Genomic DNA, 24,492 nt, shown 5'->3' on the forward strand with positions numbered 1-24,492 from the left:
CTCAGAACGCCGGCTTTATTGCTGGTAATCTGTTTCTTCAAAGCGATCTCCTGATTCGTCTTGGACAATTAAATCCCCTTCGATTTTGTCCAGTCCAATCAAAATATAAGGGTTTTTCTCATTTGCCGTAGGAGCAGGTTTTCGTTTCACAGTTACAATCGTTTCTTTAGGTGAGAATTTGACGTCTGACACTTCAAGCTTCTTATCTTTCTCGCTGCTTCCGAGAGACACAATAACCATTTTTCTCCCTTCTAAAATGGTGAAGACTTGATATCCTTTCACGTCATCATGCATTTGGAGATAATTAGCGTATATTTCTAAGTCTGGACTGCCTTCACCGATTCGATCCTTCTCCAACACCCAATAAGACGGCTGACACCCAGCAAGCAGCAACATGATCACAAAAAGCCAAATCCATCTAAAGCGCAAATACAGACCTCCCCACACATGTGTTACATCCAAACTAACACACGTGCGAAATAGAGTCATCAACAGCTTGTTTGTCGAATTGTGGATAAAACTCAGCCCGAAGCACTACTAACATGTGAATAAATAGGTTATATTGAGAAGAGAACAATTGTAAAAATGGAAGAAAACATCGGAGGATTTGAACATGAAACAAGCGTATTATTCCTGTGAAGAACACATCGAAACGGTACTGGATATGTACATAGACGACCACGAGCTGCCGCCCGAAATCAGAAAAATCGAACATACTAACAGTTTATTCACAGCCTGTGAATTATGTGGGGACCCCGCAGTATATATAGTGGGGAACGAATGATCTTACACAAAATACAGAAAAGATATCCACAATTGTGGACAATATATATGAATAACTTGTTTTTAAAGTGGGGATGACCTGTGAATATCAATATTGTGACAATCGGAAAACTAAAAGAAAAATACCTCAAACAAGGCATTGAAGAATACACCAAACGACTTTCGGCCTACGCAAAAATCGACATCATCGAACTCCCGGACGAAAAAGCGCCGGAAAACCTAAGCGACCAGGACATGAAAATCATAAAAGACAAAGAAGGCGACCGCATCCTATCAAAAATCAGCCCCGACGCCCACGTCATCGCCCTCGCCATCGAAGGAAAAATGAAAACATCCGAAGAACTAGCCGATACAATAGATAAGCTGGCGACATATGGAAAAAGCAAAGTCACCTTCGTCATCGGCGGATCACTCGGATTGAGCGACGCGGTAATGAAGCGAGCGGATGAGAAGCTGTCATTCTCGAAAATGACGTTCCCTCATCAGTTGATGCGGCTCATACTAGTGGAGCAGATTTATCGGGCTTTTCGGATTAATCGTGGGGAACCGTATCACAAATAGTGGTAAAACAAAGGGTCGAAATAGTTATTGATAAGGAGTGGCTAGATACAATAGAAGGATGACACAGTTATATGAATGCAAGTTGGCTTATTAAAATCTCCTATGTAGACGATGATTAATAAGCCGAAAACTATAATAACTTATTATGAATTGTATAATTCACTAGGAAAGTGTTTACAATCACCAAAATTATCTATAACCTTAATATAAAGTAATGCTTTAAATCTATTTACATTATATATTTTACTTAAATTACTATTATTTGAGAAAAAGTGTAGGTGGTAGTTGTGTCTTATCCTTATACAAATGTAATTTCGTTATATGAAGATAACCCGCATTTATATTCAACTTTTGAATTCGAATACCCGAAGGATAAAGAAAAGTTCCTAGATTATATAATTCCGGTTTTAGAAAAAGAGTACGGATTAGATAGTAGTTTAATAGAGGAGAAACTGAAAAACGTCTCTAGCGATAAGAGAGAAGCAATTATCAATTTCATGAAAAAACATAACACACCTAATCCAGATAAAAGTATTTCTCCTAAAAGGCCTTGGTTAAAAAATACTAGAAGTAAGTTGCCGGAAATTATCGCACGAGATATCTTATCTAAAAAAGAAAATGTAAAATTTCCATATAGATACAGTATTAATGAGGAAGATCCGGATATGCCGAAAAGAGGTATTGATGGTTTTGGTTTTATCTTTAAGGAAGATAATGGGGGTGTAAGTTTAGATTATATTGTAGCCGCAGAGGTCAAGGCTTCAGAAGACAAAAATAGTCCCCCTGCAACAGTTCATCAAGCAAAGGACAGTATGTTCTCTGCATTAAAAAGTATAGTTAATATTGATACAAGGTTAAGAAAATCATTAGCCAGTGCATTTGATATCTTGGATGAAAAGGAATTTGTTGCAGTTGTAGCAAATATAATATCAATAATAGAGGAAAATGACTACAATAAATTGGAAGAGTTAAAAAAACAAATTGTGGTAGTTCCATTTCTATTAAGAAAAAGAGAATTTTGGTCAGAAGATGATTATGGAAAATTTAAAACAAATAGTCATGAATTAGATTGTGCTGCAATAAAGTATTATATTGTTGCTTTAGATTATGATTTAGGTGACTTTTCCGACGAAATATACGAGATACTAAGGAATGGTAGAGATGACAAAGTCAGTTTGGGAAAATCAGATAAATAAAATACGGGGTAGTGGAAAGACAAAAGAAATATTAACAGATTGGACAGAATATGACCTTTCTTCACGGCTTAGTATTGATGATAATACTAGGCCAAAAGAACATTCTGAATCAGAGTTTTTGGCATTTCTGTATCAAAGTACTGGCTCCAAACTAGATCGTTTATCAAAAGAGGATTCTCTCTCTTTAATCAAAAAAGGCTATGATATTAGTAAAACAATCTGGTTTGAAAATAAACTGAGTAATCCTGTAGATTATATCAACCAACTTTTTAACTTAGGTGTATCTGGAATACTTAGTGAATCTACTGCTGAAGTCAGAATGATATTAAAAGATGAGGACTTTAGTAGACTATATAATAAAATAAAAGTTAAAAATTGGGGCATATATTTAGAGAGTACTAATAAATTATTATTTCTCATTTTACTTAGAAAACTAAACGGCTGGGAAGATATTAAATTCACAAAACATATTATGGAAAATATTAGTGTAAAACAAGATAGTGAAGAAGAGAGATATTTAAATACTCTAACAGATTATGAAAATCCATTTCCTGTATTAAGTTGGTTAGCCACTCAACTAAATATATTAGAAGCAATAGAAGAATACTCAAAATACATACTAACTGGTAAGCCAGATAATATAGAAAAAGTCATTATAAGGCTATGTAGTGATGCAATAGAATTAATCGAGAACTCACATAGACCCTCTGAAAAAATAACAGTAAAACTGTTTGAAATAGGATTAATAAAAATGGTCAAAAGTTCATTATGGACAAATACATATGGGCTTTCTGAAAAAGTAGATGAATATATCGAGCATCTTACAAGTACTAATAACGATAATCCAGTTTTTGATTTATGGCCATCACAACAAGGGGCTCTTAGCCAAAATTTATTTGACTTGAATAAGACAGCATTGATAGTTCAAATGCCAACTAGTGCAGGTAAAACACTGCTATCGAAGTTTTATATATTACAAACTTTAAATTTATATCATAATGCAAAAATAGCGTATATTGTCCCTACACGGGCTTTAGTAAATCAAGTAAAAAAAGATTTGAGAAATGATTTTATAGATTTAGATATTAATGTAGATATTGCAATTCCATTCGCTGACATAGACCCTCTTGAAGAAGAATTATTGTTGCAAGATACAGATGTATTAGTTACTACACCAGAAAAATTGGATGTCTTACTAAGGAACGATCATCCTTCAGTAGAAAATTTGAGGTTAGTTGTAGTAGATGAGGCTCATAACTTGGCAGATAGTAGCCGAGGTTCTAAATTAGAACTTCTTCTCTCAAATTTAAGGAGAGAAAACAGAAACCTAAGGGTTTTGTTACTAAGTCCATTTATAAGGAACGCTAAAGAAATTGCAACTTGGTTAGGTGATAATCGGGGGCATGATATTTTTGTAGATTGGAGACCGTCACAACAATTTACGGGGTTATATAAACTTGATACATTAGGACGTGGAAATCATTATGGAGTAATTTATTACATACCCTCAAGTCTAAATACAATGTACAACCGAGAGTTTACTTTTAAAATTCATCATAGTACAAGAAAGTTAACAAAAGTAAAACAAGCATTTGAAGCAGCCAAAGTTTATGAAAAGTTGGGAGGAGTACTAATTCTTTGCTCAACAAGAATAACGGCAGAATCATTTGCTAAATATTGTGTGGAATCGAGGCAAAATTTAGATAGTACTTTAATTCGGCAATTAAAGCCCCTTTTAGAGTTAATTGAAGAGGAATTAGGTAAGGATTCTTTACTTTATAAAGCAGTATTAACCGGTTGTGCATATCACCATTCATCACTACCGCTAATAATTAGAGAGGAAATAGAAGAGGCAATCGCAAATAGATTAATTACAGTTGTTTCGGCAACAACCACTTTGGCACAAGGAATGAATTTCCCGATTTCAACAGTAGTTTTTCAATCAATGAATGTTCCAAATGGAACATATTCACGTGCAATGACAAATGCAGAGTTCTGGAATATAGCAGGTAGGGCTGGAAGAGCGTTGACTGATAAAGAAGGTCATATTTTGGCTATTCATGAATCGGATAAAGACGAAGAGCAATTTAGGAAATATCTTTCAGATAAGAATAATGATGTCCTGTCTTCATTACTAGAAACTCTAGATTTATATAAAGAAGAAGATGAATTTGATTTTAGTTTACTACGAAAATCGGACGGTTTCACTAATCTTTTACAATATATATACCATATTCTATATATAGAAGAGGATATAGAGATAGAAGATATTGTACGTGGAAGTTTAGTTTACCATCAATTGCTTAATGCAGGTAAAGATGAGTTAGCAAAGAAACTGATAAATATTACACGCTTATATAGAAAGCATATTTCTAAAGATCTTAATAAGAAAAAGTTAATGAAATCGATAGACGGTTCGGGTTTGTCTAGTATAAGTATGAAATACTTATTAGGGAGACTTTCACAACAGAATGTAAACTTAAATTCAAACAAAATTTTCAGTTATAATGATGATACATTAGAGAAATATATTGATTTAATTAATAATATACCTGAAATTAACTTAGGTATATATAAACAAGGAGGAAACTTTAATCCTAAACTTGTTTCAGAAATCACTAAAGATTGGGTAAGTGGTAAGCCTTTAAAGGAAATTGCTCAAAAGCATATCACCTTTAAAGCCAATCTGGATGAAAAAATACAGCATTGCGGTAAGTATATTTACGGTAACCTCACAAATAACCTTTCTTGGGGGTTGGCTGCAATGCTTAGGGCAAATGGTATACTTCTAGGGAAAGAAGAATTAGACACGGATGAATCTTTAATTCCTTCGTATATATATTTTGGGGTTAATAATAAGGAAGCAGCGGCATTAGCAATGTTAGGTGTCCCACGATTTGCTGCCGAAAGATTGGGGAAAATGTGGAGGAAAGAAAATGGGGAATTTAAGAACTCTCAAATAGCAAGTTTGAAAAGTTGGCTGAACAATCTAGAAGAAGAAAAGTGGATATCTAATTTTGAAAGTGATAAAAAGGATTTAGCAAGGGCGTTGTATAATAATTGGGTTAAAGAAAGATGATAAGATGTTAGCAACCTTTTAAGGAAAATAAGAACTAAAAGAGATAAGGAACTTTTTTCCTTATCTTTTTTTAAATAAGGCATTATCCCCCAAAAATCAAGTGTAAATCCCCTCCCTAATCAACTTTAGATAGTTAGGCTATATAATTAATAGCATAAATAGAACCTCATAAATTAGTTCAGAACTATTTAGCCCCCTAATGAATTTGGACACCTACTAAGAGTGGTTTTATACTTAAGGTTGCCAAATAAGGGGGCTTTTGTGATGCAAAGACGAAAACATTCTGCTGAATTTAAACAACAGGTGGTACAAGAAGCAATTGAAACAGGCAATAAAGCTTTGGTGGCGAGACGTCACGAGCTCAGTCCAAATCTCGTAAGCAAATGGGTAAAAGCTTTTCAGGAAAAAGGCAATCTAGATCATTCCGGCATTCAAGATATTGTTTCTCCCTCAGGGATCAAACAGTTGGAGGAGGAGAATGACCAGCTTAAAAAGCTGTTAGGCGAAAAAGATTTAGAAATTTCCATTCTCCGTGACGTACTAAAAAAGAAGAACCCTCACTTACTGAAACGCTTGAAATAGCGAATGAGTGGATTGCGAAAGGTTATGCCGTCCGTAAAGTCCTGAAGATTTTAGAGATTTCTCCTTCTACGTACTATTATCAATACAAGAAAGAAGAAAAGTCAGTAAGTGAGGGCAGACCCATTCCGGGCTATTCACTCACTAAGAACGGCAAAAAAATACCGGATGAACAAATACAGGAATGGCTGATGGAACTCATCTCAGGTGAAGCCGGTGTCTATGGCTATCGAAAGTTGTGCCTCCGCCTTCGAAGCGAGTATGCGCTACAGATTAACAAAAAGAAAGTGTACCGATTATGTAAGGAACTCGATATCCTACAGCCACAGCGAGAAGTGAAGTTCCACTATCCAAGAAAATTAGCGAGGAACCGGATCATCACTGAATCGAATCAGCTGTGGGAAGCAGATATTAAATACGGCTACATCGAAGGTGAAGAGCGTTTCTTCTTTATTCTATCGCTCATTGATGTATATGACCGTTCCATCATTGATTATCATATTGGTTTACATTGTACCGGACACTACGCTGGCCAACTCGTGCAGCGTGCCTTGTTTAAGCGTCAGCAATTTGAAAGAGAAACAAAGCCAGTCATTCGAACGGATAATGGTCCACAATTTATTTCTCTAGCGTTTCAGAAAGCATGTGAAACGTTCCACATCGAACATGAACGCATTCCGCCGAGAACACCGAATATGAATGCCCATATCGAGTCGTTTCACCGATTACTAGAGTATGAATGTTTGAGGCGGTTCGCTTTTCATTCCTACGCAGATGCGTATCATGAGGTGGCTGAATACATGGATTTCTACAATAATCGAAGAATCCATTCGAGTATTTTAGATTTAGCACCAAATGAATTTTATCAACGAAACCAAACAGAAGAGCTAACGATTAAAGAAGTGAGAGTATGAGGCAGGATGATTTTCTTGCCTCACCTAAAATAAAGAGCAATTCTATGAAATAATGAGCTAAGAGTAGTATGTGTCCAAAATTAGGGGGTTAAATAGAGATGCTTACTGAAAAGTTTCGGATGTTTCTTACAGAAGATGCTTGGCTATGGATTGAAGGAATTCGGGAAGAAGAGTTTATTATAACGTTACTTGCAAAGCTAATACTCGATGACTCTTATAATTTTAAAATGAAAGCTAATAACTATAGGCTGTTAAGAGGCATGTTTGAAAACAAGCTAATCACTGAAAAAATAACAGAGTATAGAAAAGACCCCAGAGTAATAACCCACATTCAAGAAATGATTGATAAGGAAAAGAACACTAATGAAGGTTGAGGGATGCAAATGAAGCTTCTAATGTGCCTTGAATGTAATGATATATTTAATCTGGATCTGTCAGAAAAAAGCTGCAGCTGCGGAAGAAGTAAGGGGAAATATATAAATCAGCAACTTGCCGAATATACTGGTGAATTTGCATTGCCCATTGGCTTTTCTAATCCATCTTTAATAAATGCAATTAAGGATCAACCGAATGAAGGATTGGGTAAGGAGTTCACTGCTTTTGTTGTCCCTAAGAACTGTAAGACTTTTTTAAAAAGTGGTGTCTAAGGATGTACAAGAAGATAGTTAATATTGTGGCCCAGAAGTATAAATCAAAGTAAATCAATGAATACAATAATGGAAGAACGAAGAAGGATAAGAGAAGAAAAAATAAGTGAGTTTCAGAAGCAAGTTGATGAACTCCTTGACTTAATCAAAAAGAGTATCTAGTGAATTAATGCTCTTTAGTATGGTGTGTATTACTGAAAGATACAAGCAAAATTAAATTAATTTGATAGAGATTGTTCGATAGTTTTATGGTGGTTAAAGGCATCTAGTATTTAAGAACTCTAATAAATGAACAAAACAGACAGAAAATTTGTATTCTGTCTGTTTTTTAATGGTTAAATACAAGGTTAGAATTTATTATAATGTTAAACAGGTATATTTAAAGAAGTGAGCATTTAGATATTTCTTGGGGTGAAAATACTTAGAGAAAAATACTCACTACACTAAATCACTATTTTATGAACTGACTAACAAAACCCGTAAAATGGAAATAAGGATTATTTTGGACAATAAGATGCGAACAGAAAAAACTATCGTGAGCAACACTTTATTTAATTTTTTTTCATTAAGATATCTTTGCGAAACAATGACTTTGAAGGAATAAGTTCAACTTCAATTTAAGAGAACTGATGCTAGTATAGTTCCATGGACACAACTTAGTTAAGTGTTAAAATGTTACTAAGAAAGGTTGTGTCCATATGGGAAACAAAAATACAGGCAAAAAATATAACGAAGATTTTAAAAAGATGATCGTTGATCTTTATAACTCTGGTAGCTCAGCTAAAGATTTAAGCAGTGAATATGGCGTTTCTGAAGTAACTATTTATGCATGGGTAAAGAAATTTTCTCCAATACAAACGGAGGATGGCTCAACTGTGACAGCTGATGAAATTGCCAATATGAAAAAGCAAATGCTCCGTCTTCAGGAGGAAAATGAAATCTTAAAAAAGGCTATGGCCATATTTGCGAAAAAATAGAAACAGACAAGCTCATCGATGTAATTGTAGATCTTCAAGACCAACATGCTACACAAACTCTGTGTAGTGTACTTGGTATACCTAAAAGCACTTTTTATCAATCGTTTAAAAAAACGGAATCTAATCGTGAATCTGAAAACAAGCAACTAACAAAAAGAATCAAAGAGATCCATGAAGAAAGCAAAATGCGTTATGGTGCCCCAAAAATTCACAAGATCCTGCAAAAAGGTGGATTTAAAGTGAGTTTAAAACGTGTTCAACGACTGATGAAGGCTGCTGGTCTCTTTTCCATTGTGAGGAAGAAGTTTCGTCCTCAGTCAAGTAAAGTGAAAGTAATTGATCGTGATAACCTATTAAATCAAGACTTTACTACTACTACAATTAATGAGAAATGGGTCGCTGACATTTCTTATATCGGGTTAACCCCCTAATTTTGGACACATACTACTCTTAGCTCATTATTTCATAGAATTGCTCTTTATTTTAGGTGAGGCAAGAAAATCATCCTGCCTCATACTCTCACTTCTTTAATCGTTAGCTCTTCTGTTTGGTTTCGTTGATAAAATTCATTTGGTGCTAAATCTAAAATACTCGAATGGATTCTTCGATTATTGTAGAAATCCATGTATTCAGCCACCTCATGATACGCATCTGCGTAGGAATGAAAAGCGAACCGCCTCAAACATTCATACTCTAGTAATCGGTGAAACGACTCGATATGGGCATTCATATTCGGTGTTCTCGGCGGAATGCGTTCATGTTCGATGTGGAACGTTTCACATGCTTTCTGAAACGCTAGAGAAATAAATTGTGGACCATTATCCGTTCGAATGACTGGCTTTGTTTCTCTTTCAAATTGCTGACGCTTAAACAAGGCACGCTGCACGAGTTGGCCAGCGTAGTGTCCGGTACAATGTAAACCAATATGATAATCAATGATGGAACGGTCATATACATCAATGAGCGATAGAATAAAGAAGAAACGCTCTTCACCTTCGATGTAGCCGTATTTAATATCTGCTTCCCACAGCTGATTCGATTCAGTGATGATCCGGTTCCTCGCTAATTTTCTTGGATAGTGGAACTTCACTTCTCGCTGTGGCTGTAGGATATCGAGTTCCTTACATAATCGGTACACTTTCTTTTTGTTAATCTGTAGCGCATACTCGCTTCGAAGGCGGAGGCACAACTTTCGATAGCCATAGACACCGGCTTCACCTGAGATGAGTTCCATCAGCCATTCCTGTATTTGTTCATCCGGTATTTTTTTGCCGTTCTTAGTGAGTGAATAGCCCGGAATGGGTCTGCCCTCACTTACTGACTTTTCTTCTTTCTTGTATTGATAATAGTACGTAGAAGGAGAAATCTCTAAAATCTTCAGGACTTTACGGACGGCATAACCTTTCGCAATCCACTCATTCGCTATTTCAAGCGTTTCAGTAAGTGAGGGTTCTTCTTTTTTAGTACGTCACGGAGAATGGAAATTTCTAAATCTTTTTCGCCTAACAGCTTTTTAAGCTGGTCATTCTCCTCCTCCAACTGTTTGATCCCTGAGGGAGAAACAATATCTTGAATGCCGGAATGATCTAGATTGCCTTTTTCCTGAAAAGCTTTTACCCATTTGCTTACGAGATTTGGACTGAGCTCGTGACGTCTCGCCACCAAAGCTTTATTGCCTGTTTCAATTGCTTCTTGTACCACCTGTTGTTTAAATTCAGCAGAATGTTTTCGTCTTTGCATCACAAAAGCCCCCTTATTTGGCAACCTTAAGTATAAAACCACTCTTAGTAGGTGTCCAAATTCATTAGGGGGCTAAATAGATATCAATACGTTAAGAGACGGTTGGTGTTATCTAGCTTCCGTTATGGACTTGCATTCTAAAAAAATCGTTGGTTATTCGTTTGGACGAACAATGGTGACAGATTTGGTAATCAAGGCTTTAAATAACGCTCTCGATACTCAACATCCAAGTGAAGGATTAATCCTTCATTCAGATTTAGGTTCCCAGTATACCAGTGAAGACTTTCAAAAGCTTTGTGAAACAAAAAAGATTAAACAATCCTTCAGTAAAAAAGGCTGCCCATATGATAATGCCTGTATTGAATCATTTCATGCCATTTTAAAGAAGGAAGAAGTTCATCATGTTACATATTTAGACTATAAAACTGCGAGTCTAGCAATGTTTCAGTTTATTGAAGGCTGGTATAACCGAAAAAGAATTCACAGTAGTTTAGGTTATAACACTCCACAAGATATTGAAGATCAAGTGAAGATAGCATAAGCTTGTGCACTTACATGGCTTGGAAGTGATGCCCACAGAGGCACCGTGTCAAACACTGGCATAAAACAAACATTTTTCATCTATATAATTTTAATAACACAAGAACTTAACTTTTTTGTGTCCAAAATATTGACTCAAATCCAAACCTCAAGAGAAGAGGCCGCCGCAATAGATAAAAAAGGAGAACTCTCTGGAGGATAGTAAACTTCAACTTCAATTTAGGAGAACATCTAAGGAATAAGCCAGAAAATGTTTATATAAAGAGGTGTGAAAAAATTAACATTATTGCACACCTTTTCTTTTCAAGCATTTCTGTATTAGATAAGTCATAGTGAAAATGGTAATCTGCTGTGTGTCTCTATTGGGTTGGTCTGACAAATGCTTCAAAAAGAGAACTCATTAATAATGCTTATGGTAAAATATAGAAAGGGAAATAGGTTTGAGCATGAATAAACGTATGCAAATAGATAAGAGACAAACCTTCTAATTAAATTCTGTTAAAAGGAGTTAATTTTTTTGAAAATAACTAAATTAATCATTAATAACTTTCGATCATTTGGGCCAACTAATACTGAAATAGGATTAGAAGAATTGTCAGTTCTAGTTGGAGCAAATAGTAGTGGTAAAACTTCTGCCATCCAAGCTCTATTAAAACTTTTTAGTCCTTATCAAAGAGATCGATTAATAGAAAAGTCAGATTTCCACATACCTGCTAATGAAAATCCATTAGATTATGATAAGTCTTCACTTTCTATAGAGGCTGTAATTGATTTTAACGAACTGGAAAATGATGCTGAGAAGGCAAGCACTGCTATTCCCCCACATTTTAATCATATGGTTGCAGGTGAAGTTGATGGAAGTCCTTATGTACGTATAAGGCTAGAAGCTGAGTTATCAGAAGGAAATACTTTAGAAGGAATTATTGAGCAAGCAGTATATTATGTCCTATCCCCACTAGGAACGAAAGCAGAAGATGAAGATTTACAGCCAGTTAAAGCTAGTGAGCGTTCCCAAATTCAAATGATATATATACCAGCAACAAGAGACCCGGCCATACAATTAAAAAATGCATCAGGAACTATCTTAGGGAGGATTTTAAAGGGAATTAACTGGCCAAAAGAAATTAATAGTGACATACAAGAAAAAATGAAGCAAGTTGACGGGATTTTTGATGAAGTAAATGGTGTTAAAGGGTTAAGAGAAATACTTAATAGTCAATGGAGAAAATACCATAATGATTTTCGCTACAGCTCAACAATGGTTGCTTTCAACCATGCAGATTTAGACTCAATTCTAAAAAAGGTAGAGGTATATTTTGAACCAACTGAAACAGGAAGCAAATACAAGGTAGATCAATTAGGTGATGGGCTACGTTCAATCTTTTACTTATCTCTAGTAAATTCTTTTTTAGAAATTGAAAATGAAGCATTGCAAGATGAAGCTGAGGAAGATAAAAAGGTGTATAAACTTCAACCACCAGTGTTAACGTTACTAGCCGTAGAAGAACCAGAAAATCATATTTCCCCACACTTACTGGGTCGAATAATGAAAGCTTTAACTGACGTTTCTAAAAATGATAATGCACAGGTTTTAGTTGCTACCCATGCGCCTTCAATGATTAAAAGAGTTGATCCAAAATCAATTCTTCATTTTAGAATTAATCAAAAAGAAATAAGAACTGTAGTAAATCCAATAATACTTCCTGACAAAGATAAAGAAGAAGAATATAAATATATAAAAGCTGCGATTATGGCATATCCAGAACTGTATTTTTCCCAATTGGTTATTTTAGGAGAAGGTGATAGTGAAGAGATTATAATTCCAAAGATAATTAACCTTTTGGATACAGATTTAGATCAAAGTAATATTTCTATCGTTCCATTGGGTGGAAGACACGTAAATCATTTTTGGAAATTACTACATCAATTGAATATTCCTTATTTAACTCTGTTGGATTTAGATTTAGAACGAAATGGCGGTGGATGGGGTAGAATAAAATATGCATTAAAGCAGTTGATACAAATAGGTTACGAGAAGAATGAGCTACTCTCTGTACAAAATGGGGTACTAAGTGATGAGGATTTCTCTAGTATGCATACTTGGTCTATAGAAGAGATAGATGAAAGAGAAAATCTTTATTCATGGGTTGAGTTTTTAGAAAACTATGGAGTATACTTTTCGGCTCCACTAGATATTGATTTAATGATGATTGAAAGTTTTCTAGATGCATATAAAAAGACTGTTCCAAAACATGGCGGTCCAAAAGGTGTAGATAAAGAGAAAGATTCTATTGAATATATGGATCGTTTAGAAAAGGGGATAAGAGCAACCTTAAAAACTGAAGGCGGCTCAGGTATTACCTATTCGGAAAAACAGAAAGAGTTGATGATCTGGTATGATTACTTTTTCCTAGGTAGAGGTAAACCAAGTACTCATATTATTGCATTAGAAAATATAGATCCCAAGATGTTAAGTGAGCAATTGCCAATGCCACTAAAAAAGTTGATGAAGGGAATTAAATCAATTATTGATGGTGATCTTTCTGAATAACTATGTAAAAAAAGACAATTGGATCCCAAAAGACTCTGTAATTTTAGAAAGCGCTGCGGAAGATGTAATAAAGTATGAGAAAAATGCTTACGTACTAGCTGGCCCCGGAGCAGGCAAAACCGAATTGTTAGCACAGAAAGCTTGTTATTTGTTAGAAACAAACATCAGCACATATCCTGCCAGAATACTTGCTATAAGTTTTAAGAAAGATGCAGCAAAAAATTTAAAAGAACGAGTTGAAAAACGATCTGGTAAAGAATTTGCAAATAGGTTTGTCTCCTTAACATATGACTCATTTGCAAAACAACTAATGGATAGATTTCATTTAGCTATACCTGACTTTTATAGACCAACTCTAGAATATGAAATAGTTAATTTTAATAGAAGAGATGTAACTAAGCTTAGAGAAGAAGCAGAAGAACCTATCGGAAAAATAGGTTGGAATTACTACTTTGATTATGACCTTTTTGCAAAGACATACGCAAATGACAAACTACCATTAATAACGGAAAAAATAGATTCAATAGAATCTTGGTATAAGTATCAACTTTGGAAAAGCTATATTAATGATAAAGAAAGTTCAATGTTGACATTCCCCATGATCTCAAGAATTGTGGAATACTTATTTAGATCAAACCCTAAGATTCTAAGAGCAATCAGAGCTACATATAGTCATGTTTTTTTGGATGAATTTCAAGATACAACCTTAATTCAATATGACTTAGTTAGAACAATTTTCATGGATTCAAATGTTTCAGTGACTGCTGTAGGTGATCTTAAACAAAAGATTATGGGTTGGGCGGGTGCAATGGAGGGTGTATTTAATCAATTTAAGGAAGACTTTAAGGCTAAAGATTTTGAGTTGGTTTTAAACCATAGGTCTGCCCCTAATTTAGTCCGAATTCAAACATCAATAATAAATGATATGATGGGGGGTTCAACAGTAATATCACCCTCTGACAAATGGAAGAATGAAGAGGTGGGAATATGCGAAGTATGGAACTTCACCAATGCTTCTGAAGAAGCAAAAACATTGGCATTAGAAATTAAAACGTGGATTGATCAAGAAAAACTTCAACGAAGAGATATAGGTATTTTAGTTAGACAACGGGCAGATATGTATTGTGACATGCTTATAAATGAATTAAGTAATTTAGGAATACACTCAAGGATAGAGGATCAATGGCAAGACTTACTAGCGGAAAATTTCATGAAATATGTAATCGACGTATTTTCTTTAGCCACAACTGATCGTGACCCTAATGCGTGGTCTAGTTTAATATCGAATGTTTTAAATTTACGTGGTGAAAATGAAACAAAATCTTACCAAATAGAAACAGAAATTAATAGCTTCATTGTTGAATTTAAAAAGACTCTTAAAGATGAGACATTGAAAGTGACCGAAAAAGTAGTAGAGCAATGGTTATTCAAAATTTTAACTCTGGTAGGATTAGAATTAATTAAAGGTAGCTATCCAGAATATAGAAAAGGAGATTATTTAGAAAGAAAAGTAAAACAAACTGCAGAGTTTCTTTTTTATTCATTTGAGAAACATAAAGTGTGGAATAAAGCAGTAGACGATTTTCTGGGTATTTTTTCAATCCCAATTATGTCAATTCATAAAAGTAAAGGTCTTGAGTTTGAAACTGTGATTTTATTGGGACTAGAAGACGGGGCCTTTTGGAATTTTGAGAACTCCCCAGATGACGAAACATTTACTTTTTTTGTTGCATTGTCTAGAGCAAAAACTCGAATGATATTTACTTTCTGTAAAAACCGCTTCTATGGACAAGATAAATCTAAGATAAATGTTATCTATCAAATGCTGGAGAATGCAGACGTTAAACAATTCGAATGGACGTAAATCTGTTGATTTTAAAATCAGCAAGGTAAAGAGCCGATTTTTACTTTGTATTCTCTTGGAATAAAATGAAAATAATATTTACAAAAAACAAAGTATCCCCAGCTACTCCGAAGAGTTAAACAGGGGACTTCGGACTGTTTAGGTTGAACCCATATAATTAATAGGCTCCCTCGCCGTCACGCTAACGTAGTTTAAGTATTTACATCTTAGCATGGAAATATTCAAAGGTCAATATTAAAAGCTACACCAATTTAAAAAATTGTCATTACCCATCCTATCAAGTAGCCTCATTAGCAACTTTGGGTCAATTAAGCAATCAGGAGCCATAAAAAACTCCTTAAATAAAGAACTAACTTCATGGAGAGATGTGAATTGTGCAAGAACTTGTAAAGTATCAAATAGTCGTATTTCATAATGCGAATTTCCATCAGATTTTGTTCGTAAATTAAGCTTATTAATTAAATCAGTATTTATTTTTATATGATGTTTTGTACGGAAGCGGTTAACCAAGCCAAAGTGCGCACAATGATTTCTTAAATCTATAATAATTTTGGTCGAATTAAATAAAATATGCTTTTCTGATGGAGTTAGTCCCATGTCAAGCACCACTTTATCTAGTATCGCTGTATTTAATCCATACATTAATTTAAGAACGCTTCCTAGCTCTAGAGTTTTAATAATAACCCAAAAAGGAGGTACTTCATACTTTTGTAAATAGCTGTATTTTGCTTTTGAAGAATCAATATAATTATTATTATCTTTTTTATCATGGTTAGTTTTAAACAAGTTATGGCCAACGAAGTTCTTCAATTCAAAATGAGGAACAGTATGAATAGCTGTATTACTATTTGCAGAGACTTGACTATATATTTTATCAAGTCTAATTTTCAATTCCTGCAAATTCTTAATGAAAATTTGTATCGATTTCTCTACTGTATTTGGATTTACTACACCAGAAGAAACCTTTGTTAAATTTACTGTTAAGGAAGTTGCAAAGGGGGTTAAGCAAGTAATACGATCACCAGATCTCCTCACTGCTGGTGTTAAACGTATATCATTATTAATAACGTTAATAACACTATTGGCGTTTAAGATGGAATTGTTAACATTAGAAATAGCTTTTAATAATTTTTTTCGAGCTTTTATAGATATGTACTGAACTGTTGAGGTTTGTAATGTCGTTATTTTGCTTTCGATATTTGCAATTTCCCCGTTGATAAACCTGTTAATTTCATAATTTATATCATTTACAAACTTCTGAGTAATTTTCCTCGGTTGAAGGGTATTCAATCGGTTGTGTAAGCTGAATGGGTTTTCATACATTAAAATATCCATATAACATGCTGGATTTGCGTTAGGATTAGAATTGTAAACAAATTCGCAAAAGCGATATGCTACCGAAGTTTTTAAACGATTTTCAAATGAATCAATTGCTTTGAATACTATGGCTGAGTACATCTTATCGAAATTGTATAGCTCTATGAATTGTTCGAATTTTGTATCGCTGTTATACTCTTTATTTTCGGCTTTTGGATCCTTTAGCAGCAGTGTTTCAAATCCATTAATAACATCGAAATAATTTTTCTTTGATAATATATCTACAGCTTCTTTTTCATCCCTAAAGCTTAATCCTCTATGTTTTAATAGGTTAATTTGTTCTTCAAAAGTTTTAAACTTCTTCGAAAAAGTTTTTTGCATACGTTTCTCTCCTGATCTAGTCGAATATATTCTTTATTATACAGGATATTTGCTTGGTTTTTATTGTTAATATTCAGAAGATAAGCTTAGCATTTACTCATGCAAAAAAGGTACAAATTGACATGCAACTCATACCTTGGGGTTTAATCAAATTCTATTTTAATTAGATGTTTTTGCCTCTTAAATAACTACGGTGAGCCTTATCATAAGTGAATGTTGACTATTTCAGTACATGATATACCCTCATATTTTAAAGGATTACTCTTAAATTAATATCTAATAAGGGGAAAATAGAAAGCAATTTAAACAAGGAGGGATTACCGATTATACCTAAAATTTATACTGATTTAAATGAGTTTTTTGAATCCAATGCTTACCAAATAGATGAAAAATACGCAAAGAATATTTTGTTTGAAAATAGACAATAAATATGAAGAAAATAAATATATTAAAGAATTTATAGGCAAAGAGAAAAAAGTGTTAAAGGAAAAAAAAGAAGTTTATCTATTCATAAATAGATTGATGGGATATTTAGAGGTTAAATTATATAATCTAGTTCTACAGAATCCAACTGGTTATTTAATAGCAATATATCGGATACTTGATTATAACTTACAAATGACGCCTGTAATAATGGAAGTTCTAAAGACAAATCTAAATGAAAAGGATTTTGAGGATAGAAATATAGGAATTATAGCTAATTCAATTAATTGTTTTAAACAACAAGTAGAAGAAGCAAAATTTAAAGAAGTTTTAAAACTTATAGAAAACATTATTGCTACTGATAAGCAAGTGTAAACGCTAGAATATAATTGACAGTTTTTGCTCAACGTAATTTTACATTTTTGCTTCAATAAGCTAGAACTCTAGTAAAATAATAGAAGGTGTTATTTTACTAGGGGGGACAGCGTCTTGGAGGAGAAGTTAATGCTTTATTTAAATATTCAACAGTTACATCAACGGAAGTTTAAAGTATCTCAAATTGCACAGGAGCTCAAAGTATCGAGACCAACCGTTTATAAATATTTAAAAATGACATTTGAAGAGACAAAAGCATACATGGAACAGCTACAAGGCAAAGGTAAGAAATTGGATCCCTACAGGGATTGGATTATCGCTTGGCTTGAAGAATACCCTCATCTCAGTGCAGCACAAATCCACGATTGGCTCTTAGAGCGTTATCCAGATTTAGTTGTTGGCGAGAGTACAGTAAGAGCCTATGTGAAAGAGATACGGGAGATTTATCAGATTGAGAAAAAAGTAATCATTCGGCAGTATGAAGCAATCCCTGAACAACCTATGGGTAAGCAAATCCAGGTGGATTGGGGAGAAACGAAACAGAAGACCACTGAAAAGAATGAAATCAAACTATATTTCATCGCTTTTGTCTTAGCTCACTCTCGATACAAATACATGGAGTGGCAGGACCGGCCTTTTACGACAAATGATGCCATACGATGTCATGAAAATGCATTTCAATTTTACGGAGGACGTACAGAAGAAATTGTGTATGATCAGGATCGTTTAATTACAGTAAGCGAAAATTCAGGTCAGCTACTTTTAACTTCTGAATTTCAAAGCTATGTAAATGATCGTAAGTTTAAAGTTCATTTATGTCGTAAGGCAGACCCAGAATCAAAAGGAATGATTGAGAACGTTGTAAAGTACATAAAGGGAAATTTCGCAGACAGCCGAGTATTTAGCAATATTGAAGATTGGAATAACCGTGCGTTACAGTGGCTACATCGCACTGGAAATCAACATGTTCATCAGACAACGAAAAAAAGACCAGCTGAAGTGTTCCCCGTCGAAAAGCAACACTTACAGCCCGTCTCTTCACCACTCTCATACGAAAGCGTCATTACCCCAAGTATAACAAGGAATATTAGTAAGGACAATACAATACGGTTCAAATCAAACCGTTATTCCGTTCCTCTCGGAACGTATAGTGCAGTCTCTGATAATGAGGTTTTTATTGAAGTCACTTCGAGCCAACCACCAACGCTGATTATCCGTAAACAGTTGGATGGAGAAGTAATTGCTGAACATAGCATTAGTAATGAAAAGGGAAAGCTTATTCAACATCTACATCATATCCGGGATCGCTCAAAAGGTATTGAAGAATTTAAGCAACAACTTGTTTCACATTTTGAAGATCAGGAACGTGCAACTTCTTATTTAAATGAAATTTGTTTAAGATACCCACGGTATCGGCGTGATCAGCTCATAATTATTCAAAACGTCATTGAGAAATACCCAATGTGGATTGAAGCCACTTTGACTAAATGCCTGATAGATAAACTTTACAGCGCCAATGACTTTCGGGATATCGCAAACCATCAAAATGCATTACAAACTGAATGTACCCAAAAGGTGAAGATTCCCTTTATAAAACATTCAAGTCAAGACAACATCATAGTGACAACTCGCTCTCTTACTGCTTACACAAGTATTTTAGGGGGTGAACCACAGTGAATAAAACTGTAAATGACTTGCAGGAGCACTTTCGCCAATTAAGGTTATCCGAAACAGCTGAGGAGCTACCAAAGCTCCTACGTGAGGCTGAAAAATCTTCTTGGACGTATTTAGAATTTCTTGAATCTATCACACGTTATGAACTAAGAAAACGTGAAGTAAAAAGTTTAGAAAAAAGAATGAAGTGGGCGCACTTCCCTTACGTGAAGTCACTAAGTGAATTTAATTTAGAAGAGCAAACAGCTTTAACGGGGCGCCAATTGACCCAGCTCGCAGAGCTAAACTGGCTTGAGCAGCAGTATAATTTAATTTTATTGGGACCGCCAGGTGTTGGTAAAACATTTTTAGCAATCGGTTTGGGAATTGAGTCTATTCACAGAGGTTTCAACGTCTATTTCGTAACTATGGGTGAGCTTATTCATCTTTTAAAAACGGAAGAATTTCTAAATAAATCAAAAGTGCAGCTAAAGCGATTAAGAGGCGCCGATCTGGTCATTATTGATGATTTAATGTACATGGCAATGGATCAACGAGAAGCGAATTTGTTTTTTCATTTAATTAATCATTTGTATGAACGAAGTTCCATCATTCTCACATCTAATAAAAGCCCTGAACAGTGGGGTGAATTAATGGGAGATCAAGGAATTACCACTGCAATTTTAGATCGTGTACTTCATCGTGTAGAAGTCATTCATATGGATGGAGATAGCTATCGAATGAAACATCGAAAAAGTGTATTTTCAGCAGAAGTGTAAAAAGCAAATAAGCAAAAAATGTAAATTTTGACTTGACGTCTACAGCACTCGGTTTACAGCTACATTTCCAACCATTAACATACCTAATTTTCCTTCTCCTTCAGCTTCTGCACGAATTAAACGTGCTAATAGTTTAACGTCTTCTTCAGTAGCTTTTATGACTTCCAAGGTGAATTTCCCTCCCTTTTATAAACATAAAAGCATTACTCCAATTTATGAAGTAATGCAAATGTAATACATTATTGTTTGAGAAAAGATTTCTTAATATCATTGTTTAACTGCTTTAATATAAATTTTTTCTTATGAGAGGGTAAATGTACAGTTAAAATAAGTAAATCAACTAAATCTGGTTGTTCATTAGCTATTTCTTGCAAGTAATCTTTGCCGAACTCTTTCATAACAGGTAATAGTTTACTCATTTAGTGAAAGTCTACATCAATTTTCTTTTTGTTATCATTTGTTTTCTTTGGCATTCTGACTTCAAGAACACCGTTCTTATAGGTTGCTTTTACTCCCTCATTAGATACAGGGCTTGGCAAGGATACAGTCCTATGAAAGCTACCTGTATAGCGTTCTTTTCTATACATACTTTCTTCTTTAATCTCATTTGTTTTATTGATGGTACCGTTGATGCTTAACATATTATTTTCAATATCAATATTTACATCTTCCTTTTTCTCAAGACCTGGAATATCACATGAAGCAATTACTTCATTTTCAGTTTCATGCACATCAACTCTGATATTACCAAAATTATTGTTTTCCATCCCAAGATCTAGAGGGAAGTCAGAGAAAAAACGGTCAAAATTTCTTCTCATATTTGCTAGTTGTCTAAATGGATCATACGGTGTTAATGACATACAAATCACTCCTTGTTTTTTTATCACATGTATTTTTGTTCTTAGAATTAAAAAATATACAAGGAAAGTGAGTTGTTTTTCAAATGGATTAAACAGCATCTCCGCATCAAAAAGTTTTACGGACAAAGTGAATGGGCGATTCACAACCAAGTGTTGATCGCGCTTATCGTCTTTTGTCTGCATGTACTCGTGCAGCTCGAAACAAAAAGTAAGCGAAAACTCCTGCAAATTAGCCGTTATTTAAGGGCTGCTTTGTGGAAGCCAGCACATATCTGGCTTCGAAAAATTAAAGGGGAAGCTGTCCCTTAATGAGCATATGATCGTTGTCTCTTTTGTCTAATTGTAAATAAAAACCAAATGGATGGAGCCACCTTTGTTTGGATATTCACTTTTTTGGCTCTTCATTAGGAAAGATATAAAACTGAAAATTCAAATAAAATTTATGCAACACTAGTGAAAATTATCTAAAGGGAAAAAAGTATTTGGTTAACATACTCAAAATCTGATTATAAGATTATTAGTAAAGATCATGTAGTATTGAGCCTTCAAGTATCGATTGAGATTAATGAATTGTCCTCGACTATCGACTTTAATTCCGAAAATATAAAAAAGGTCGAAAAGCTTATTTCGAAAAAGATGAATAATGAGTTTAAATCAATTATCTCTAAATTGCAAGAAATGAAATCAGACCCATTAGGTTTTGGGAGGAAAATAAAAAGTTTAAGACAATACTCTAAATTAGAAGACAACGAGTGGTATGATATATATCCGAAAGTTTTAATAGAGACGAATGTATCAGTTAAGATAAAGAGGACAGGAGTGATAAATTAGTAAATCTAAATAGTCCTCTTCTGTAACCCTTCTGATTAGGCAATATGAGAATATTCATAATGGTTATTTTTTAAGCAGAACTATTCAATTTACGATAGCATGAAAGAGTAACAAAAACTTCGTTTAATTTCTAATTTCACTCATCGACGAGTGCTGTGTGAATTATAAAGATTAAAGGTTTTACAAATCGGGCCGGCAGAAGTGAGAGCAAAGCCAGCAAAATATGAAGATGAATCATAGGAACAATATCTGAAGTTGCATGGTTCTATTATTATCAAAATTCTAAATCGTCAAGAAGTAGGCATCGTATGTATCAGTTAGTTTGATAGCGAGTAATTCTTTTTTAAGATTTGCATTCGTGCAAAATAACGTCCACAAGGTGCAGTGTTAAATGAGATATTGAAAAACCGAAAAAAGAGCCCAGAGAATAATCTCTGAACCCCCTATCCCTCACTTCATATACCGATACTCCCGCAAACTCTCCAAAATAGCCACTTCCTGCAGCAGCTCCTCACCCACATTCGTTTCCTTCACTTTCTTCCGCTCAAGCTCTTTGTCCACTAATCGCTTCACCGTTAAGACGTCGGTTCCGGTGCTTAGGACTTCTGCCTTGGAGTTGAAGTGTTTATGGGCGACGAGCTGCATGCCGTAGGAGTTGTATAGCAGCGTGTAGCCAGCGATGCCTGTTGTGGATTGGTAGGCTTTGGAGAAGCCGCCGTCGATGACGATCATTTTTCCGTTTGCTTTGATTGGGTCTTCTCCTTCGATTTCTTTTACGGGTGTATGGCCGTTGATGATATGGCCGTGATCTGGATTGAGGCCGAATTCTGCCAGGATGTTTCGGCAGGTTGCCTCGTCTTCTCGTAAATAATAATACGGGTTTTTCTTTTCTTTATGCGTTTCCTTCTCTTTAATGAAATACCGCTCAAATGTTGTCATGGCGCGTTTTCCAAAGAGAGAGGAGTACTCGCCTGTCCATAAATACCAGGCCATATCAGTCGCCAGATCATCGGTTTCTTCCGGGTGGGCAAAGGCTTCCCGCAAGAATCGTTCAAATACATCGAGCAGCTCACGGCCCGCATACGGTTTATCCTCAATCATCATCGTTTCCATATTGCCGTTTTCATCGACAGGAATACAGCCGTGAATCAACAGGTTGCCGTTATATTTTAAATAAAGGCTGCCTTTTTTCATCATAAAATTCATATGGCGGCCCAGCTTTTCGGAATGCTGGACAGAGAATAGCAGCTTGTCTATGACTTCTGCTTCTTCTTCTAATAGCTGATCTGGCTGCTCCGGATTAATCGTCGCAAAGCAGGTGTTTTCCAGTTGATATGTTTTACCGTTCAGCGTGATTTCATTTTTGTCATAATCTATTTTCTCTAATAACAGCCGCTCTTCCATATTAAAGTTCGGCCGTCTCTTGATAATCGGGCTCTCAAGCTTGAATTGGATCATCGCAATCGCCTGATGGATTTTTGTGATTTGCTTAATCTCATCCTCTGGCCTGTTGTCGTCTGCTTTTGGACGGAATGCTGGATTATCATCGTAATATTTTTCGGCCAGGTTCAGCAGCGGTCTCAGGTTGATGCCGTACACGTCTTCAATAATATCCAAGTTATCGTAGCGGGCACAGATGCGGATAATATTGGCCAAGCACACTTTGGACCCGGCATAGGCTCCGATCCAAAGGACATCGTGATTTCCCCACTGAATATCGACAGAATGATAGTTGATCAGTTCTTCCATAATCCTATCCGGCTGCGGGCCGCGGTCGTAAATATCGCCGACCACATGCAGATGGTCGACCACCAGCCGCTGAACGCTGTAAGCAAGGCCGGTGATCAGCTTATCGGCTTGGCCAAGCTCAATGATCTGATCAATGATTTCGGAGTAATATTGCTCCTTGTTGCCTGCTTGTTCTGTTTTGTATAGCAGCTCCTCCGTAATATAAGCAAACTGAGTAGGCAGTGCTTTGCGCAGTTTGGAGCGGGTATACTTGGAGGAGCAATATGAAACGAGCTTAATCATTCGGTTAATCGTTTCTTTATACCACTCGTTTAATGCTGCTTTCGCATCAAAGTCATGTTTGATTAACTTCAGTTTGTCTTCCGGATAATAGACCAGTGCTGCTAATTCATCGATTTCTCTATCGTAAATGACACCGCTGAAGATGTCGCGTATCTTCTCTTTGACTCGTCCTGAACCATTGCGCAGCACGTGCTGGAATGCCTGATACTCCCCGTGCAAATCACTGACAAAATGCTCGGTGCCTTTTGGCAGGTTCAATATCGCTTTCAAATTAATGATTTCTGTTACCACTTTTTCTTCACAATCGTATTTTTGTGCGAGTAGATCTAGGTACTTGCTTTCCAAAATCGTCCATCCCCTTTTTAGAATAAACCCCTATTTATGAGCATGTGCATGATAAGGTGAATTTAA

The 24,492-nt window shown here is 35.2% G+C and carries 22 protein-coding genes and 3 pseudogenes; 18 read left to right on the forward strand and 7 right to left on the reverse strand.

What is annotated here, in order from left to right; translation table 11 throughout:
- Positions 1–15: 15 nt before the first annotated feature.
- A complete protein-coding gene (locus PUN35_RS15320) occupies positions 16–429 on the reverse strand; it encodes a hypothetical protein (RefSeq protein WP_014481457.1) in 414 nt (137 codons plus the stop codon).
- Positions 430–613: 184 nt separating this feature from the next.
- Between PUN35_RS15320 and PUN35_RS15325 the strand changes: the two genes are divergently transcribed.
- The 10 genes from PUN35_RS15325 (at position 614) to PUN35_RS15370 (ending at position 9,167) form a co-directional block, all read left to right on the forward strand.
- Positions 614–784 (forward strand): CxxH/CxxC protein, encoded by a 171-nt coding sequence (locus tag PUN35_RS15325; RefSeq protein ID WP_014481456.1) that lies wholly within the window; start codon positions 614–616, stop codon positions 782–784.
- Between the two features lie 80 nt (positions 785–864).
- Positions 865–1,344: a 23S rRNA (pseudouridine(1915)-N(3))-methyltransferase RlmH gene (gene rlmH, locus PUN35_RS15330; RefSeq protein WP_003226975.1), complete on the forward strand. Its 480-nt coding sequence runs from the start codon at positions 865–867 to the stop codon at positions 1,342–1,344.
- A gap of 287 nt (positions 1,345–1,631) precedes the next feature.
- The gene (locus tag PUN35_RS15335; protein ID WP_014481455.1) at positions 1,632–2,540 is read left to right on the forward strand and encodes a hypothetical protein; all 909 of its coding nucleotides are present in this window, start codon (positions 1,632–1,634) and stop codon (positions 2,538–2,540) included.
- A complete protein-coding gene (locus tag PUN35_RS15340) occupies positions 2,506–5,619 on the forward strand; it encodes a DEAD/DEAH box helicase (RefSeq protein ID WP_014481454.1) in 3,114 nt (1,037 codons plus the stop codon). Before PUN35_RS15335 ends, PUN35_RS15340 begins: the two co-directional genes overlap by 35 nt.
- Before the next feature lie 264 nt (positions 5,620–5,883).
- The gene (locus PUN35_RS15345; protein ID WP_014479904.1) at positions 5,884–6,201 is read left to right on the forward strand and encodes a transposase; all 318 of its coding nucleotides are present in this window, start codon (positions 5,884–5,886) and stop codon (positions 6,199–6,201) included.
- Positions 6,202–6,257: 56 nt separating this feature from the next.
- On the forward strand, positions 6,258–7,112 hold the full coding sequence (locus tag PUN35_RS15350; RefSeq protein ID WP_235091749.1) for an IS3 family transposase: 855 nt from the start codon (positions 6,258–6,260) through the stop codon (positions 7,110–7,112).
- Between the two features lie 98 nt (positions 7,113–7,210).
- Positions 7,211–7,486: a hypothetical protein gene (locus tag PUN35_RS15355; RefSeq protein WP_033881128.1), complete on the forward strand. Its 276-nt coding sequence runs from the start codon at positions 7,211–7,213 to the stop codon at positions 7,484–7,486.
- A gap of 9 nt (positions 7,487–7,495) precedes the next feature.
- Complete coding sequence (locus PUN35_RS15360; RefSeq protein WP_033881129.1) at positions 7,496–7,759, forward strand: hypothetical protein; 264 nt, start codon at positions 7,496–7,498, stop codon at positions 7,757–7,759.
- Between the two features lie 698 nt (positions 7,760–8,457).
- Positions 8,458–8,736, forward strand: a complete 279-nt coding sequence (locus tag PUN35_RS15365; protein WP_017696296.1) for a transposase — start codon at positions 8,458–8,460, stop codon at positions 8,734–8,736.
- Between the two features lie 185 nt (positions 8,737–8,921).
- Complete coding sequence (locus tag PUN35_RS15370; RefSeq protein WP_235091734.1) at positions 8,922–9,167, forward strand: IS3 family transposase; 246 nt, start codon at positions 8,922–8,924, stop codon at positions 9,165–9,167.
- Positions 9,168–9,247: 80 nt separating this feature from the next.
- Here the strand turns inward: PUN35_RS15370 and PUN35_RS15375 are convergent, their stop codons facing one another.
- On the reverse strand, positions 9,248–10,162 hold the full coding sequence (locus tag PUN35_RS15375; RefSeq protein WP_033881055.1) for an IS3 family transposase: 915 nt from the start codon (positions 10,160–10,162) through the stop codon (positions 9,248–9,250).
- A complete protein-coding gene (locus tag PUN35_RS15380; RefSeq protein WP_014479904.1) occupies positions 10,159–10,476 on the reverse strand; it encodes a transposase in 318 nt (105 codons plus the stop codon). The genes PUN35_RS15375 and PUN35_RS15380 overlap by 4 nt, the downstream gene beginning before the upstream one ends.
- A gap of 82 nt (positions 10,477–10,558) precedes the next feature.
- Between PUN35_RS15380 and PUN35_RS15385 the strand changes: the two are divergent.
- From PUN35_RS15385 to PUN35_RS15395, 3 genes and pseudogenes are all read left to right on the forward strand, one after another.
- A pseudogene (locus PUN35_RS15385) lies at positions 10,559–11,017 on the forward strand (IS3 family transposase); the annotation flags it as partial.
- A gap of 516 nt (positions 11,018–11,533) precedes the next feature.
- A complete protein-coding gene (locus PUN35_RS15390) occupies positions 11,534–13,567 on the forward strand; it encodes an ATP-dependent nuclease (RefSeq protein ID WP_031601176.1) in 2,034 nt (677 codons plus the stop codon).
- On the forward strand, positions 13,548–15,431 hold the full coding sequence (locus tag PUN35_RS15395) for a UvrD-helicase domain-containing protein (RefSeq protein WP_033881505.1): 1,884 nt from the start codon (positions 13,548–13,550) through the stop codon (positions 15,429–15,431). The genes PUN35_RS15390 and PUN35_RS15395 overlap by 20 nt, the downstream gene beginning before the upstream one ends.
- A gap of 234 nt (positions 15,432–15,665) precedes the next feature.
- On the opposite strand, the gene PUN35_RS15400 is transcribed toward PUN35_RS15395, so the two are convergent.
- Entirely contained in the window at positions 15,666–17,129 is a 1,464-nt protein-coding gene (locus tag PUN35_RS15400) for an Abi family protein (RefSeq protein ID WP_031601173.1), read from the reverse strand.
- Positions 17,130–17,540: 411 nt separating this feature from the next.
- Here PUN35_RS15400 and PUN35_RS15405 point away from each other — a divergent pair, with 411 nt between their 5' ends.
- The 3 genes from PUN35_RS15405 to istB all read left to right on the forward strand — a co-directional run bounded on the left by PUN35_RS15405 (position 17,541) and on the right by istB (position 20,359).
- On the forward strand, positions 17,541–17,927 hold the full coding sequence (locus PUN35_RS15405; RefSeq protein ID WP_033881507.1) for a hypothetical protein: 387 nt from the start codon (positions 17,541–17,543) through the stop codon (positions 17,925–17,927).
- Positions 17,928–18,056: 129 nt separating this feature from the next.
- The gene (gene istA, locus PUN35_RS15410) at positions 18,057–19,604 is read left to right on the forward strand and encodes an IS21 family transposase (RefSeq protein ID WP_014480339.1); all 1,548 of its coding nucleotides are present in this window, start codon (positions 18,057–18,059) and stop codon (positions 19,602–19,604) included.
- Positions 19,601–20,359 (forward strand): IS21-like element helper ATPase IstB, encoded by a 759-nt coding sequence (istB, locus tag PUN35_RS15415; protein WP_014479891.1) that lies wholly within the window; start codon positions 19,601–19,603, stop codon positions 20,357–20,359. Before istA ends, istB begins: the two co-directional genes overlap by 4 nt.
- Before the next feature lie 42 nt (positions 20,360–20,401).
- Here istB and PUN35_RS15420 read toward each other — a convergent pair.
- Together PUN35_RS15420 and PUN35_RS15425 are read right to left on the reverse strand one after the other, a co-directional pair.
- Positions 20,402–20,527 (reverse strand): annotated as a pseudogene (locus tag PUN35_RS15420) (cell wall hydrolase); the annotation flags it as partial.
- A 251-nt stretch (positions 20,528–20,778) separates the two neighbouring features.
- Complete coding sequence (locus tag PUN35_RS15425; RefSeq protein WP_014481451.1) at positions 20,779–21,219, reverse strand: Hsp20/alpha crystallin family protein; 441 nt, start codon at positions 21,217–21,219, stop codon at positions 20,779–20,781.
- Between the two features lie 69 nt (positions 21,220–21,288).
- Here PUN35_RS15425 and PUN35_RS15430 point away from each other — a divergent pair.
- Together PUN35_RS15430 and PUN35_RS22505 are read left to right on the forward strand one after the other, a co-directional pair.
- Positions 21,289–21,528, forward strand: a pseudogene (locus tag PUN35_RS15430) (IS4 family transposase); the annotation flags it as partial.
- A gap of 228 nt (positions 21,529–21,756) precedes the next feature.
- Positions 21,757–22,050 carry a Ger(x)C family spore germination C-terminal domain-containing protein gene (locus tag PUN35_RS22505; protein WP_033880917.1) on the forward strand — a complete coding sequence of 98 codons (294 nt, stop codon included), beginning with the start codon at positions 21,757–21,759 and terminating at the stop codon, positions 22,048–22,050.
- A gap of 450 nt (positions 22,051–22,500) precedes the next feature.
- Here PUN35_RS22505 and fbp read toward each other — a convergent pair whose 3' ends face one another.
- A complete protein-coding gene (fbp, locus tag PUN35_RS15435; RefSeq protein ID WP_014481449.1) occupies positions 22,501–24,426 on the reverse strand; it encodes a fructose-1,6-bisphosphatase in 1,926 nt (641 codons plus the stop codon).
- Between the last annotated feature and the right edge of the window lie 66 nt (positions 24,427–24,492).

The sequence above is a fragment of the Bacillus sp. N3378-2at genome (assembly GCF_033412715.1).
In the GTDB taxonomy this organism is placed as follows: Bacteria; Bacillota; Bacilli; order Bacillales; family Bacillaceae; genus Bacillus; species Bacillus subtilis.